The following is a 13222-nucleotide window of genomic DNA, read 5'->3' on the forward strand; positions in this document are numbered from 1 at the left end:
TGGGCGCAATCCGATCCCATGCCGCATCCGTCAACTCACCACGACCCACCACAAGATCAATTATCAGACAGGACCTAGCGGCCGAGGACGGTGCCGTACGTCAGCGCGGTCGCCGACGCGGGCAGCTTCAGGGACTTCGGCGTGAGGGTGGTCGTCCCGGGCGGCAGCGCGCCGGGCACGGCCCAGACGCCGCCGGAGGAGGCGTTCTCGCCGGGGGCGCCGACGGCCAGGTCGGGCGTGCCGTCCCGGTCGTAGTCGCCGGTGGCGAGGGCGGCGCCGAAGCGGTCGCCGGTCTCGGCGGCGCCCGGGACCCGGTCCGTGTCCTGCTGGAAGGCGTGGCCGCGGGCCGCGCCGTCGCCGAGCTCGTCGTCGGCGTCGAGGACGCCCTTCTTGGAGCCGTACAGGACGGTGACGCTGCCCGCGCCCTTCTTGCTGCCGATGGCCTCGCCCGGGGCGCCGACGACCAGGTCGGTGTACCCGTCGCCGTTGACGTCGCGAGCGGTGACGGCCTCGCCGAAGCCGTCGCCCTTCTCGGCGACGCCGGGCACGCCCGGGGTGTCCTGGTTGAAGGTCTGCGAGCGGGCGCCGATGCTGCCGTTGGGGTTGCCGTACTTGATGTGGACGCCGCCGCCCTTGGTCAGCTCCTCGGGGCCGCACGGGTCGTCGATGTTCTCGTCGGCGATCTCGCGGCAGTTGCCGAGCGCGAGGTCGTCGAGGCCGTCGCCGTCGAAGTCGCCGGTGGCGAAGGCGGAGGTGGCGCCGTTGCTGGTGGACTGGTCGAGGAGGAGGCGGCGCTCCTGCTTGTCGTAGCGGTAGAGCCGGACGTGCGACTGGGTGTACGGCTGCTGCCGGGTGTGGAACGCGACGGCCAGGTCGGTGAGGCCGTCGTCGTTGAAGTCGCCCGTGGACAGGACGGGGGCGCGGCCGCCCATGCGGTCGCCCATGCCCGGCTGGATGCCGTCGGTGCGCGGGTCGTAGTTGACGATGACCTTGTCGGTGCCGCCGATGGCCAGGTCGGTCCGCCGGTCGCCGTTGAGGTCGGCGGCGGTGAGGGCGTTGCCGTAGGTGTCCTTGGCCTTGGCGCCGCGCGCGGCGGTGTGGGCGGCGCCGAAGCCGTTCCTGCCGCCGTGCACGACGGTGACGCTGCCGGTGTCGGCGCGCCCGTCGATGTCCTCGCCGGGCGCGCCGACCGCCAGGTCCGTGGTGCCGTCGCCGTCGACGTCCGCGACGGTGACGGCCGCGCCGAAGCGGTCGCCCGCCTCCGGGGTGCCGGGCACGTGCGCGGTGGCCTGCGAGATCCGTACGTTGCCGGCGGCGCGCAGCCCCCGGGGGCCGCCCCAGACGACGTTGACGTACCCGGCCCTGGCCTTGCCGCCGACGGAGGCGGAGGGCACGCCGACGGCGAGGTCCTCGTAGCCGTCGCCGTTGAAGTCGGCCCTGGCCGGGCCGGTGGCCGTGCCGGCGGCGGACGCCGTCGCGGCGAGCGGCAGGGTGAGGCCGGTCGCCGCGAGGGCGGTGGCGGCCGCCAGGGCGAGGGATCGTGCGCGCACAGGTACTCCAACGTCGGTCGGAAGAGGTGGGGTTCACCTGTGGGACACGTGACGTTGGCCAAGGGTTGTGGCGGGGCTCGCCGGAGCGGGCCGGGCGGGTGCCGCGGCCGGGCCCCGGGTGGGCCCGGCCGTCGGAGGGGAGGGGAGGTCAGTCGGCGAAGTTGGCGCCGAGGCGCGGGGTGCCGGTGCCGGGGATGGCGGCGGTGGAGGTGTAGATGCCTGTGGTGCCGCGCAGGGAGCCGTCGGGGCGGGAGAGCAGCGGGTAGACGGCGCCGTTGCCGCCGTTCTCGCCGTGCGCGCCGAGGACGAGGTCCGCGCGGCCGTCGCCGTTGAGGTCGTCGGCGCGCACGTCCGTGCCGAGGAAGTCGTGCTTCTCGTCGGCGTTCGGCACTCCGGGGCTGTTCTGGGTGAGGAGCCTCGCGCCGTCGCCGGTGAGGCCGGAGCCGTCGGCCGCACCGTACAGGACGGTGACCGCGCCGGAGTCCTCGACGCCGTCGACGGTCTCGCCCGGGACGCCGACGACCAGGTCCAGGTTGCCGTCGCCGTCGACGTCGCCGAGGTCGAGCTCGTTGCCGAAGGCGTCGCCCTTCTCACTGCCGCCGGGGACACCGGGGGTGTTCTGGGTGAACTTCTCCCGCTCGCCGTGGGCCGGGCCGCGCGCGGAGCCGTGCGCGACGTGCACCGCGCCGCCCCGGGTCGAGCCCGCGATGCCGCTGTCCCAGGAGTTGCCGATGACGACGTCGTCGTAGCCGTCCTCGTCGGTGTCGCCGAGGTCCGTGATCACGCCCGGTGTCAGCTTCTGGGCCGCCGACACCTTGAGGCCCGAACGCGAGCCGGGGATCCAGAAGTTGGCGTTGTAGCCGCGCTCGGTGTCGTTCTCGTAGCCGTTGACGATCAGGTCCTTCTTGCCGTCGCCGTCGAAGCCGCCGCTCTTGAGGACACCGCCGAAGTGGGAGACCGCCGGTGGCGGGCGGAGGTTGTACGTCCGCTCCCTGAAGCCGCCCGCTCGTCGCCGGGAGTTGGGGCGGGGCCCGGCGGCGATTTCGGCCGGGCCGGGATCCTGTGTATGATCTACAACGTAACTCCGGCGCACAGCACGGAAGTCACGCGTCTGTCGTTTAAGGAAAGACGCCCATCATCCGATGGGAAATGCAGGTGCAAGGCCTGCCGGGCGCTCCAGCAGAAGCCGATGGCCCTTACCGAACCGGTAAGGGCCATCGGCTTTTTCCTCGTCTCCGGGGCCGGGCCGAGAAGAGAAGGAGCCGGGCCCGCGCGGGGTGGCGCGGGCCCGGCCGTTCGCGGGGCGTGGTGGCCTAGCGGCCCAGCACGGCGCCGTACGCGCGGGCGCCGGTGAGGCCCAGCTTCCCGGGGGTCACGGAGACCTGCGCCGGGTTCGGGCCGTCCTTCGGCGTGGCCCCGTACCAGACGCCGCCCTTGGCGCCGTCCTCGCCGGGGGCGCCCACGGCCGTGTCGGGGTAGCCGTCGCCGTTGAAGTCACCGGTGGCGACGGCCGCGCCGAAGCGGTCACCGGCCTCGGCCGTGCCGGGGACGCCCGCCGTGTTCTGGCTGCGGGCGGGGCCCACGAAGGGCTTGCCGGTGCCGAGGGAGGCGAGCACCCAGTAGCTGCCCGCGTTCTTCGCGGTGCCCACGGCCTCGCTGCCCGAGCCGACGACCAGCTCGTCGATGCCGTCGCGGTCGAGGTTGGCGACGGCGAGGTGCGCGCCGAAGGCGTCGCCCACCTCGTCCTCGCCGCCGACGCCGGGCCTGCCCTGGTCGGTGCACGCCGTCGGGCCGCCCAGCGTCGTCCCGGACCTGCCGTAGACGGTGGCGACGGAGCCGCCGAGGGTGTCCGGGCACACCCCGCCCTCCTCGGCCTCGGAGCTCTTCGTGACGTTGCCGAGGGCCAGGTCGGCCGTGCCGTCGCCGTCGAAGTCGCCCGCCGCGAGCGCCCTGGTGTAGTCACCGACGTGCCACGTCCGCTCCCACTCCTGCGCGTCGGCGCCCGCCCAGGAGCGCACGTCCGTGCCGGTGATCTCGCCGTCGCCGTACGACACGGCGAGGTCGTCGCGCCCGTCCGCGTCGAAGTCGGCGGACGCCACCGCCTTGGGCCCGCCGAAGTGCCAGCCCGCGATGCGCCGCAGGGGCGCCGTGGAGCCGGTGGTGACCGGGCCGGGGCGCAGGGCCATCCCGCCGCTCTCCTCGCCCGTGGTGCTGAGCGCGATGTCCCGGTCGCCGTCGCCGTCGTAGTCGCCCGTGGTGACCAGGCGGCCGAGGCGGCTGCCGGCCGCGCCGTTGACGGCCGTGACGCCGCCCTTGATGCCGGTCCTCGCGCCCCACAGGACGGTGACCGTGCCCGCGTCGAGCGCGGCGCCGTTGTCCTCGTCGGGGGTGCCGACCACCAGGTCGGTGAGGCCGTCGCCGTTCATGTCCGCGGGCGTCACCGCGTACCCGAAGCCGTCGTTCCTCTCGGCCGTGCCGGGCACCCCGGCGCTCGCCTGGCTGACCGTCGTCGAGCCGTGCGCGCCGAGGCCCTTCCTGCCGCCCCAGACGACGTTGACGTAGCCGGCCTTGGCCTTGCCGCCGACGGTCGCCTCCGGTACGCCGACCGCGAGGTCCGCGTAGCCGTCGCCGTTGAAGTCGGCCGCCGGCTTCGGCGCGGCCCCGGTGGCCAGGGCGGGCGTGGCGGACAGGCCCGCGACGCCGAGCACGGTCGCGGCGCACAGGACCACGGCCGGGAGAGTCTTCTTGCGCACGAGTTTCCTTACCTGAGGTGAGCGGGCGGGGCGGTGGCCCCGCCGGGGGAACGCGGCCGCACGGCCGCGGAAGACGAAGGGAGGTCGGGGAGGTCAGCGGAGCGTCTCGCCGAAGGCCCCGCCGAAGCCGCCGGGGGCGGGCGGGCGCTCCCCGGGGGCGAGGCCGTCGCACGAGGTGCCGTCGGCGCCGCGGCGGACGCCGACGGCACCGCCGTCGGCCGCCCGGGGGCTGCCGGTGACCAGGTCTCTCACGTGCACTGAGGCTCCCCGTAAGTGAGATGTGCTTCGGGGGATGTGACAGGTGAGGCGTACGGAAGGTTGTGCGGGGGCGGCGGGGGAGTGGCCGGAACGTTACGGGTTCCCGTGGCCGGGTTTCCTCCCCGGGCGAGGGCGTTCGGCGCGGCCGTCGTGGCGCGGGACCGGAGCCGCCCGCAGCGCGCCACCGCGGACGGCCGGGGGACAGTACGGCGGACGGCCGGGGAACGGCACGGCAGGCGGCCGGGAAGACCACCGCGGACGCCGGAGAACGGGAACGCCACCACCGCGCGCGGCAGGAAACGGCGAAGGGCCGGCCCCGCCCCGCGGCGGAACCGGCCCCACGCTCATGCCGTACGGCTCACTTCACCGGCTCGGGCTCCGGCTCGTCCGCCGACTCGGCCTCGCCCGCCGGGGGCGGGGTGTCGGTGGGCGTCTTGACGGAGTCGAGCAGGAGCTGGGCGACGTCGACGACCTGGAGGGACTCCTTGGCGTCACCGTCGTTCTTCTTGCCGTTCACGGAGTCCGTGAGCATCACGAGGCAGAAGGGGCACGCCGTCGACACGATGTCGGGGTTGAGGCTGAGGGCCTCGTCCACGCGCTCCGTGTTGATGCGCTTGCCGATCCGCTCCTCCATCCACATCCGCGCGCCGCCGGCGCCGCAGCAGAAGCCGCGCTCCTTGTGGCGGTGCATCTCCTGCTGGCGCAGGCCCGGGACCTTGTCCATGATCTCGCGCGGCGGCGTGTAGATCTTGTTGTGGCGGCCCAGGTAGCACGGGTCGTGATACGTGATCAGGCCCTCGACCGGCGTGACCGGGACGAGCTTGCCCTCGTCGACGAGGTGCTGCAGGAGCTGGGTGTGGTGGATGACCTCGTAGTCGCCGCCGAGCTGCGGGTACTCGTTGCCGAGGGTGTTGAGGCAGTGCGGGCAGGTCGCGACGATCTTCTTCGCGGTCTTCGGCTTCCTCGTCGCCTCGACCGGCTTGCCGTCGTCGTCGAGCTCGTCGCCGAACGCCATGTTGAGCGCCATGACGTTCTCCTGGCCGAGCTGCTGGAACAGCGGCTCGTTGCCGAGGCGGCGGGCCGAGTCACCGGTGCACTTCTCGTCGCCGCCCATGATCGCGAACTTCACGCCCGCCATGTGCAGCAGCTCGGCGAAGGCCTTCGTGGTCTTCTTGGCCCGGTCCTCCAGGGCGCCCGCGCAGCCGACCCAGTACAGGTACTCGACCTCGGTGAGGTCCTCGACGTCCTTGCCGACGACCGGGACGTCGAAGTCGACCTCCTTCGTCCACTCCAGCCGCTGCTTCTTGGAGAGGCCCCAGGGGTTGCCCTTCTTCTCCAGGTTCTTGAGCATCGTGCCCGCCTCGGACGGGAACGCGGACTCGATCATGACCTGGTAGCGGCGCATGTCGACGATGTGGTCGATGTGCTCGATGTCGACGGGGCACTGCTCGACGCAGGCGCCGCAGGTGGTGCAGGACCACAGCACGTCCGGGTCGATGACGCCGTTCTCCTCCAGCGTCCCGACGAGCGGCCGCTCGGCCTCCGCGAGGGCGGCGGCGGGAACGTCCTTGAGCTGCTCCTCGGTGGCCTTCTCCTCGCCCTCCATGGACTTGCCGCCGCCCGCGAGCAGGTACGGGGCCTTGGCGTGCGCGTGGTCGCGCAGCGACATGATGAGCAGCTTCGGGGAGAGCGGCTTGCCGGTGTTCCAGGCGGGGCACTGCGACTGGCAGCGGCCGCACTCGGTGCAGGTGGAGAAGTCGAGGATGCCCTTCCAGGAGAACTGCTCGACCTGGCTGACGCCGAAGACGGTGTCCTCGTCCGGGTCCTCCCAGTCGATCTCCTTGCCCTCGGAGGTCATCGGGAGCAGCGCGCCGAGCGAGGTGGCGCCGTCGGCGTTGCGCTTGAACCAGATGTTGGGGAAGGCCAGGAAGCGGTGCCAGGCGACGCCCATGTCGGTCTTGAGGGAGACCGTGATCATCCAGATGAACGAGGTCGCGATCTTCAGGCCCGCGAAGAAGTACGTCAGGTTCTGCAGGGTGGAGACGTCCAGGTCCTGGAGCGCCGAGACCAGCGGGTACGAGAGGAAGAACGAGGCCTCGTAGCCGTCCACGTGGTGCTGGGCGCCCTCCAGGGCGTGCAGCGTGAAGATGCAGACGCCGACGATCAGGATGACGCCCTCGACGAAGTACGCCTGGCCGGTGTTGGAGCCCGCGAAGCGGGACTTGCGGCCCGGCCGGTCCGGCCTGCTGAGCTGGCGGATGACGATGAGGGTGAGGATGCCCAGCACGGTCATGGTGCCGAGGAACTCGACGAAGACGTTGTACGGCGCCCAGTCGCCGATCACCGGCAGCACCCAGTCGGCCTTGAAGAGCTGGCCGATGGCGTTGACGATCGTGAGCAGCAGGGAGAAGAAGCCCACCGCGACGAACCAGTGCGCCACACCGACGATGCCCCAGCGGTTCATCCGGGTGTGGCCGAGGAACTCCCTCACCACCGTGAGGGTGCGCAGGACGGGATCGTTGCTCCGGGCCCCGGCCGGCACGGGGCGGCCGAGCATCATGAAGCGGATGATCTGCAGGATGGCACGGCCGAACAGGGCGACGCCGACTGCGATGAGGACCAGCGACACGATGATCGCGGCGAGTTGCATTTCGGGGCTCCTCGGGCCTGCGGGTGGGCTTTCCAGCTATTACTAAGCGGTAACTTATGCAGTCCGTACGAGACTACCCACATACTGCGCGGCAGCGTAGCCAGCGCGGCGGTGATCTGCGTCGCTCAGGCTTCCCTTTCCCCCGGGGCTCCGCCCCGTGGCCCCCGGGCCTCGGCCCTGTGTCCCGCCCTTCTTCTTATGGGGCTCCTTCTTATGGGGCTCCGCCCCTTTCCCCCGTGTTGGCGCTTCGCGCCTCGTCCTCAAACGCGCCGGACGGGCTGGACGGCCCCGCCGAGGCTCAGGGGTTGCGTGTAAGCGCTGGATAAGAGTTGAGTCGGGGTGGCTCAGGTCTGTTGACTCGGGGGAACCCGTGGGGCATCCTTGAGTCAGTTCCACTCAAGAAGTCATCTGGAGGCACCGAAATGGCACGTGCGGTCGGCATCGACCTGGGCACGACTAACTCCGTCGTCAGCGTTCTCGAAGGCGGCGAGCCCACCGTCATCACCAACGCCGAGGGTGCCAGGACCACGCCGTCCGTCGTCGCCTTCGCGAAGAACGGTGAGGTGCTCGTCGGCGAGGTCGCCAAGCGCCAGGCCGTCACCAACGTCGACAGGACCATCCGGTCGGTCAAGCGCCACATGGGCACCGACTGGAAGGTGGGGATCGACGAGAAGAACTTCAACCCCCAGCAGATCAGCGCCTTCATCCTGCAGAAGCTGAAGCGCGACGCCGAGGCGTACCTGGGCGAGAAGGTCACGGACGCGGTCATCACCGTCCCGGCGTACTTCAACGACTCCGAGCGCCAGGCGACCAAGGAGGCCGGCGAGATCGCGGGCCTGAACGTCCTGCGTATTGTCAACGAGCCGACCGCCGCCGCCCTGGCCTACGGCCTCGACAAGGACGACCAGACCATTCTCGTCTTCGACCTCGGTGGCGGCACCTTCGACGTCTCGCTGCTCGAGATCGGCGACGGCGTCGTCGAGGTGAAGGCCACCAACGGTGACAACCACCTCGGTGGTGACGACTGGGACCAGCGCGTCGTCGACTACCTGGTCAAGCAGTTCCAGAACGGCCACGGCGTCGACCTGGCCAAGGACAAGATGGCCCTCCAGCGCCTCCGCGAGGCCGCGGAGAAGGCGAAGATCGAGCTGTCCTCGTCCACCGAGACCACGATCAACCTGCCGTACATCACCGCCTCCGCCGAGGGCCCGCTGCACCTGGACGAGAAGCTCACGCGCGCCCAGTTCCAGCAGCTCACCAGCGACCTCCTGGAGCGCTGCAAGACGCCGTTCCACAACGTCATCAAGGACGCGGGCATCCAGCTCTCCGAGATCGACCACGTCGTTCTCGTCGGTGGCTCCACCCGCATGCCGGCCGTCGCCGAGCTCGTCAAGGAGCTGACCGGCGGCAAGGAGGCCAACAAGGGTGTGAACCCGGACGAGGTCGTCGCCATCGGCGCCTCGCTCCAGGCCGGTGTCCTCAAGGGTGAGGTCAAGGACGTCCTGCTCCTCGACGTGACCCCGCTGTCCCTCGGCATCGAGACCAAGGGCGGCATCATGACCAAGCTCATCGAGCGGAACACCACGATCCCGACGAAGCGCTCGGAGATCTTCACGACGGCCGAGGACAACCAGCCGTCCGTGCAGATCCAGGTCTACCAGGGCGAGCGCGAGATCGCGGCGTACAACAAGAAGCTCGGCATGTTCGAGCTGACCGGCCTTCCCCCGGCGCCGCGCGGCGTGCCGCAGATCGAGGTCTCCTTCGACATCGACGCCAACGGCATCATGCACGTCACGGCCAAGGACCTCGGCACCGGCAAGGAGCAGAAGATGACCGTCACCGGCGGCTCCTCGCTGCCGAAGGAAGAGGTCGACCGGATGCGCCAGGAGGCCGAGAAGTACGCGGACGAGGACCACGCCCGCCGCGAGGCCGCCGAGTCGCGCAACCAGGGCGAGCAGCTCGTCTACCAGACGGAGAAGTTCCTCAAGGACAACGAGGACAAGGTCCCGGCCGAGGTCAAGACCGAGGTCGAGACCGCCGTCGCCGAGCTGAAGGAGAAGCTCAAGGGCGAGGACACCGCCGAGATCCGCACCGCCACGGAGAAGGTCGCGGCCGTCTCCCAGAAGCTGGGCCAGGCCATGTACGCCGACGCGCAGGCGGCGGGCGCCACGGCCGGCGCCGAGGGCGCGGCCCCCGGCGGCGAGACGCCGAACATGTCGAAGGACGACGACGTCGTGGACGCCGAGATCGTCGACGACGAGAAGCCCGGTGACGCGAAGGGCGGCGCTGCCTGATGACGGAGGAGACCCCGGGTTTCGGCGAGAGCGCCGAGCAGCCCGACGTCCCCTCCGGCGCCACCCCTGACGAAGCGGCGCCGAAGGCCGCCGAGTCCTCCTCCGCGGAGGGCACGGCGGCCCCGGACGGGGACGCGATGCGAGACGCAGGCCTGACGGCCCAGCTGGACCAGGCCCGCTCCGCGCTCGCCGAGCGCACGGCGGACCTCCAGCGCCTGCAGGCCGAGTACCAGAACTACCGGCGCCGGGTGGAGCGGGACAAGGTGACGGTGAAGGAGATCGCCGCGGCGAACCTCCTGACCGAGCTGCTCCCGACGCTCGACGACATCGGCCGCGCGCGGGACCACGGCGAGCTGGTCGGCGGCTTCAAGTCGGTGGCCGAGTCGCTGGAGACGGTCGTCGCCAAGATGGGCCTCCAGCAGTTCGGCAAGGAGGGCGAGCCCTTCGACCCGACGATCCACGAGGCCCTGATGCACAGCTACGCGCCGGACGTCACGGAGACGACGTGCGTCGCGATTCTCCAGCCGGGGTATCGCATCGGCGAGCGGGTCATCCGTCCCGCGCGCGTGGCGGTGGCCGAGCCGCAGCCCGGCGCGCAGACGGTGAAGTCCGAGACGCCGGAGGGCTCCGGCGGCGAGGGCGACAAGCCCGCGGCGGAGGCGCCGGAGACGGCGGGCGCCGCCAAGGCCGACGGCGAGACCGCCGAGCAGGACGGCAACAAGGAGAACGGTGGCCCGGACGAGGGCTGACGTTGACACGGACGACGGCGTCGACCTGACGACGAGGAAGGAGGGACGTCGGGGATGAGCACCAAGGACTTCATCGAGAAGGACTACTACAAGGTCCTCGGCGTCCCCAAGGACGCCACCGAAGCCGAGATCAAGAAGGCGTACCGGAAGCTCGCGCGCGAGAACCACCCGGACGCCAACAAGGGCAACGCGAAGGCCGAGGAGCGCTTCAAGGAGATCTCCGAGGCGAACGACGTCCTCGGCGACCCGAAGAAGCGCAAGGAGTACGACGAGGCCCGCGCGCTCTTCGGCAACGGCGGATTCAGGCCAGGCCCCGGAGCGGGCGGCGGCACGTTCAACTTCGACCTGGGCGACCTCTTCGGAGGCGGCGGCCCGGGCGGCGGGGGAGCGGGCGCCGGCGGCTTCGGCGGCGGCCTAGGTGACGTCTTCGGGGGCTTGTTCAACCGCGGCGGCACGGGCCCGGGCGCGGGCACGCGTACGCAGCCGCGCCGCGGCCAGGACGTCGAGTCCGAGGTGACGCTGAGCTTCACGGAGGCGGTGGAGGGCGCGACGGTTCCGCTGCGCATGTCCTCCCAGGCGCCCTGCAAGGCGTGTTCGGGCACCGGCGACAAGAACGGCACGCCCCGGGTGTGCCCCACCTGCGTGGGCACCGGGCAGGTCTCGCGCGGCGGCGGTGGCGGGTTCTCCCTCACCGACCCCTGCGTGGACTGCAAGGGCCGCGGCCTGATCGCCGAGACGCCCTGCGAGGTGTGCCACGGCAGCGGCCGCGCCAAGTCGTCGCGGACGATGCAGGTGCGCATCCCGGCGGGCGTCAGCGACGGCCAGCGGATCCGGCTGCGCGGCAAGGGCGCGCCCGGCGAGCGCGGCGGCCCCGCGGGCGACCTGTACGTGGTGGTGCACGTGGACGCCCACCCGGTCTTCGGCCGCCGGGGCGACAACCTCACGGTGACGGTCCCGGTGACCGTCGCCGAGGCCGCGCTCGGCGGCGAGGTGCGGGTGCCGACCCTCGGTGGGGCGCCCGTCACCCTGAAGCTGCCGCCCGGCACGCCCAACGGCCGCACGATGCGGGTGCGCGGCAAGGGCCCGGCCCGCAAGGACGGCACGCCCGCCGACCTCCTGGTGACCGTGGAGGTCACCGTGCCGACGACGCTGTCGCCGGAGGCGAAGGAGGCCCTGGAGGCGTACCGGAAGGCGACTGCGGACGTCGATCCGCGGGCAGAACTGTTCAAGGCCGCGAAGGGAGCGTGACCTCATGGAGCGGGACGGCCGCCGACGCAACCCGTATCAACTGACGGACGAGACCCCGGTGTACGTCATCTCGGTGGCGGCCCAGCTCTCCGGTCTCCACCCGCAGACCCTGCGCCAGTACGACCGTCTGGGCCTGGTCTCCCCGGACCGCACGGCCGGCCGGGGCCGGCGGTACTCCGCCCGGGACATCGAGCTGCTCCGCACCGTGCAGCAGCTCTCCCAGGAGGAGGGCATCAACCTCGCGGGCATCAAGCGCATCATCGAGCTGGAGAACCAGGTCGCCGCGCTCCAGTCCCGCGTGGCCGAGCTGTCCGCGGCCCTCGACGGCGCCGCGGCCGCCATGCAGCAGCGCGAGGCGGCGGTGCACGCCTCCTACCGCCGCGACCTGGTGCCGTACCAGGACGTGCAGCAGGCCAGCGCCCTGGTGGTGTGGCGGCCGAAGCGGACGTCCGAGCAGTAGCGCGCGGGCGCGTGCGCGCGGGTGCGCGCGTGCCGGGGCCGGGAGGGATTCCGCAGGTGGGATCCCTCCCGGCCCCTTTTCGCGTGTTCGCGTGCCCTGTTCCCCGGCCGTACATTGACTGCTGACCGCGGGAAGACATCGGGGGAAGTGGGTTCGCCATGGCCATGGTGGGGCTGTTCTGGATCGCCGAGGGCGATGTGTACGTGGGCGCGAAGCCGTCCGGGCTCGCGCCCGGGGTGCGGCTGACGCCCGAGGGCGTGACCGGGCTCGGGCACCGGCAGGCGGGGCTGTGGCTGTGGGACGACGTCCGCGCGCTGACCGTCGAGGGCGTGCCCGTGAAGTCCCTCAAGCGGCACGTCGGGATGGTGGTCGACCTGGCGCTCACGGTGGGGCTCGGCGGGGGTGACGAGGCGCCGGCGATGACGGTGCGCCTGGAGACGGCCGAGGGGGAGCGGGAGCTGACCGCGTACGCGGCCGCGGCCGCGGGGTACTCCCAGCGGGAGTACGACCTCTCCCGCGCCCTGCTGGCCCGGCTCACCGAGGGTGCGGCCACCCTCCTGACCACGCTGTCGGCGATGGCGGCGTGGGGCCGCGCCCACGAGGGCGGGACGCCGCGCCGCGAGGCCAGGGAGCAGCTCCTGTCCACCTGGCTGGAGACCTAGCCCTGCCGGGGCCGCGGGCCCCTCGCCGCTGCGTGCCTGGTCCTGCCGGCCCCGCCGGGGCCGCGGGCCCCTCGCCGCTGCGCGGCTGGTCCTCAATCGCCGGACGGGCTCTACCCCTGCGGCTTGGCCGCCGTGGTCGGCTGACGGCGCTCCGCCGCTGCGCGGCTGGTCCTCAATCGCCGGACGGGCTCCATCCCTGCCGCTTCGCCGTCGTCGGCTGACCGTGATCCGCCGCTCCGCGGCGGATGTTCCCCCACCCGCCCTTCACAGGGCGGACGGCCGGGTACGGCGGGGCGGGGAGGTCCTGGCCCGCCCGGTGCTCGAGCACGATCCGCGGAGCGGCGTGATGTTGTTCCGGTGTTTGAGGACGAGCTGCGTAGCGGCGGAGCACGGGAGGCCGACGCTGGCGGGAAGCGCAACGGCCTCAGCCTGTTCGGCGTTTGCGGACGAGGCGTGGAGCGCCGAAGCCCCGCTCAAGGCCCAGGGGCCTGGTGACGCCCCGGCCGGGCCTACGGGGCGTAGCCGGCCGGGGCGACCTTAGGGAAGCGCGGCTCTGCGGGGGGAGACCACAACAGAGCCACATGACGCCGGGCTCGGG

10 protein-coding genes are annotated in these 13222 nt (G+C 72.1%); 5 read left to right on the forward strand and 5 right to left on the reverse strand.

Going from position 1 to position 13222, the window contains the following annotated elements; translation table 11 throughout:
- Positions 1–74 precede the first annotated feature (74 nt).
- The 5 genes from QK440_RS01180 to QK440_RS01200 all read right to left on the reverse strand — a co-directional run bounded on the left by QK440_RS01180 (position 75) and on the right by QK440_RS01200 (position 7211).
- On the reverse strand, positions 75–1550 hold the full coding sequence (locus tag QK440_RS01180) for an FG-GAP-like repeat-containing protein (RefSeq protein ID WP_282791020.1): 1476 nt from the start codon (positions 1548–1550) through the stop codon (positions 75–77).
- 148 nt (positions 1551–1698) lie between these two features.
- A complete protein-coding gene (locus QK440_RS01185) occupies positions 1699–2643 on the reverse strand; it encodes an FG-GAP repeat protein (protein WP_282791021.1) in 945 nt (314 codons plus the stop codon).
- A gap of 220 nt (positions 2644–2863) precedes the next feature.
- Positions 2864–4303: an FG-GAP-like repeat-containing protein gene (locus QK440_RS01190; RefSeq protein ID WP_282791022.1), complete on the reverse strand. Its 1440-nt coding sequence runs from the start codon at positions 4301–4303 to the stop codon at positions 2864–2866.
- 93 nt (positions 4304–4396) lie between these two features.
- Positions 4397–4561, reverse strand: a complete 165-nt coding sequence (locus QK440_RS01195; protein ID WP_282791023.1) for a hypothetical protein — start codon at positions 4559–4561, stop codon at positions 4397–4399.
- Between the two features lie 358 nt (positions 4562–4919).
- The gene (locus QK440_RS01200) at positions 4920–7211 is read right to left on the reverse strand and encodes a (Fe-S)-binding protein (protein WP_282791024.1); all 2292 of its coding nucleotides are present in this window, start codon (positions 7209–7211) and stop codon (positions 4920–4922) included.
- A 422-nt stretch (positions 7212–7633) separates the two neighbouring features.
- Between QK440_RS01200 and dnaK the strand changes: the two genes are divergently transcribed.
- The 5 genes from dnaK to QK440_RS01225 all read left to right on the forward strand — a co-directional run bounded on the left by dnaK (position 7634) and on the right by QK440_RS01225 (position 12624).
- Positions 7634–9505 carry a molecular chaperone DnaK gene (gene dnaK / locus QK440_RS01205; RefSeq protein ID WP_282791025.1) on the forward strand — a complete coding sequence of 624 codons (1872 nt, stop codon included), beginning with the start codon at positions 7634–7636 and terminating at the stop codon, positions 9503–9505.
- Positions 9505–10254: a nucleotide exchange factor GrpE gene (gene grpE / locus QK440_RS01210; RefSeq protein ID WP_282791026.1), complete on the forward strand. Its 750-nt coding sequence runs from the start codon at positions 9505–9507 to the stop codon at positions 10252–10254. Before dnaK ends, grpE begins: the two co-directional genes overlap by 1 nt.
- A gap of 54 nt (positions 10255–10308) precedes the next feature.
- On the forward strand, positions 10309–11502 hold the full coding sequence (dnaJ, locus tag QK440_RS01215) for a molecular chaperone DnaJ (protein WP_282791027.1): 1194 nt from the start codon (positions 10309–10311) through the stop codon (positions 11500–11502).
- 4 nt (positions 11503–11506) lie between these two features.
- A complete protein-coding gene (locus QK440_RS01220; RefSeq protein ID WP_282791028.1) occupies positions 11507–11962 on the forward strand; it encodes a helix-turn-helix domain-containing protein in 456 nt (151 codons plus the stop codon).
- Between the two features lie 158 nt (positions 11963–12120).
- Positions 12121–12624, forward strand: coding sequence for a hypothetical protein (locus QK440_RS01225; protein WP_282791029.1), 504 nt, complete (start codon positions 12121–12123; stop codon positions 12622–12624).
- Positions 12625–13222: the final 598 nt, after the last annotated feature.

This window comes from Streptomyces sp. CC224B (assembly GCF_030010595.1).
GTDB classification, from domain to species: domain Bacteria; phylum Actinomycetota; class Actinomycetes; order Streptomycetales; family Streptomycetaceae; genus Streptomyces; species Streptomyces longispororuber.

Coding starts and splice junctions, on each gene's coding strand:
- QK440_RS01200 (WP_282791024.1), bottom strand. CDS start 7,211: ATGCAACTCGCCGCGATCATCGTGTCGCTGGTCCTCATCGCAGTCGGC.
- dnaK (WP_282791025.1), top strand. CDS start 7,634: ATGGCACGTGCGGTCGGCATCGACCTGGGCACGACTAACTCCGTCGTC.
- grpE (WP_282791026.1), top strand. CDS start 9,505: ATGACGGAGGAGACCCCGGGTTTCGGCGAGAGCGCCGAGCAGCCCGAC.
- dnaJ (WP_282791027.1), top strand. CDS start 10,309: ATGAGCACCAAGGACTTCATCGAGAAGGACTACTACAAGGTCCTCGGC.
- QK440_RS01220 (WP_282791028.1), top strand. CDS start 11,507: ATGGAGCGGGACGGCCGCCGACGCAACCCGTATCAACTGACGGACGAG.
- QK440_RS01225 (WP_282791029.1), top strand. CDS start 12,121: ATGGCCATGGTGGGGCTGTTCTGGATCGCCGAGGGCGATGTGTACGTG.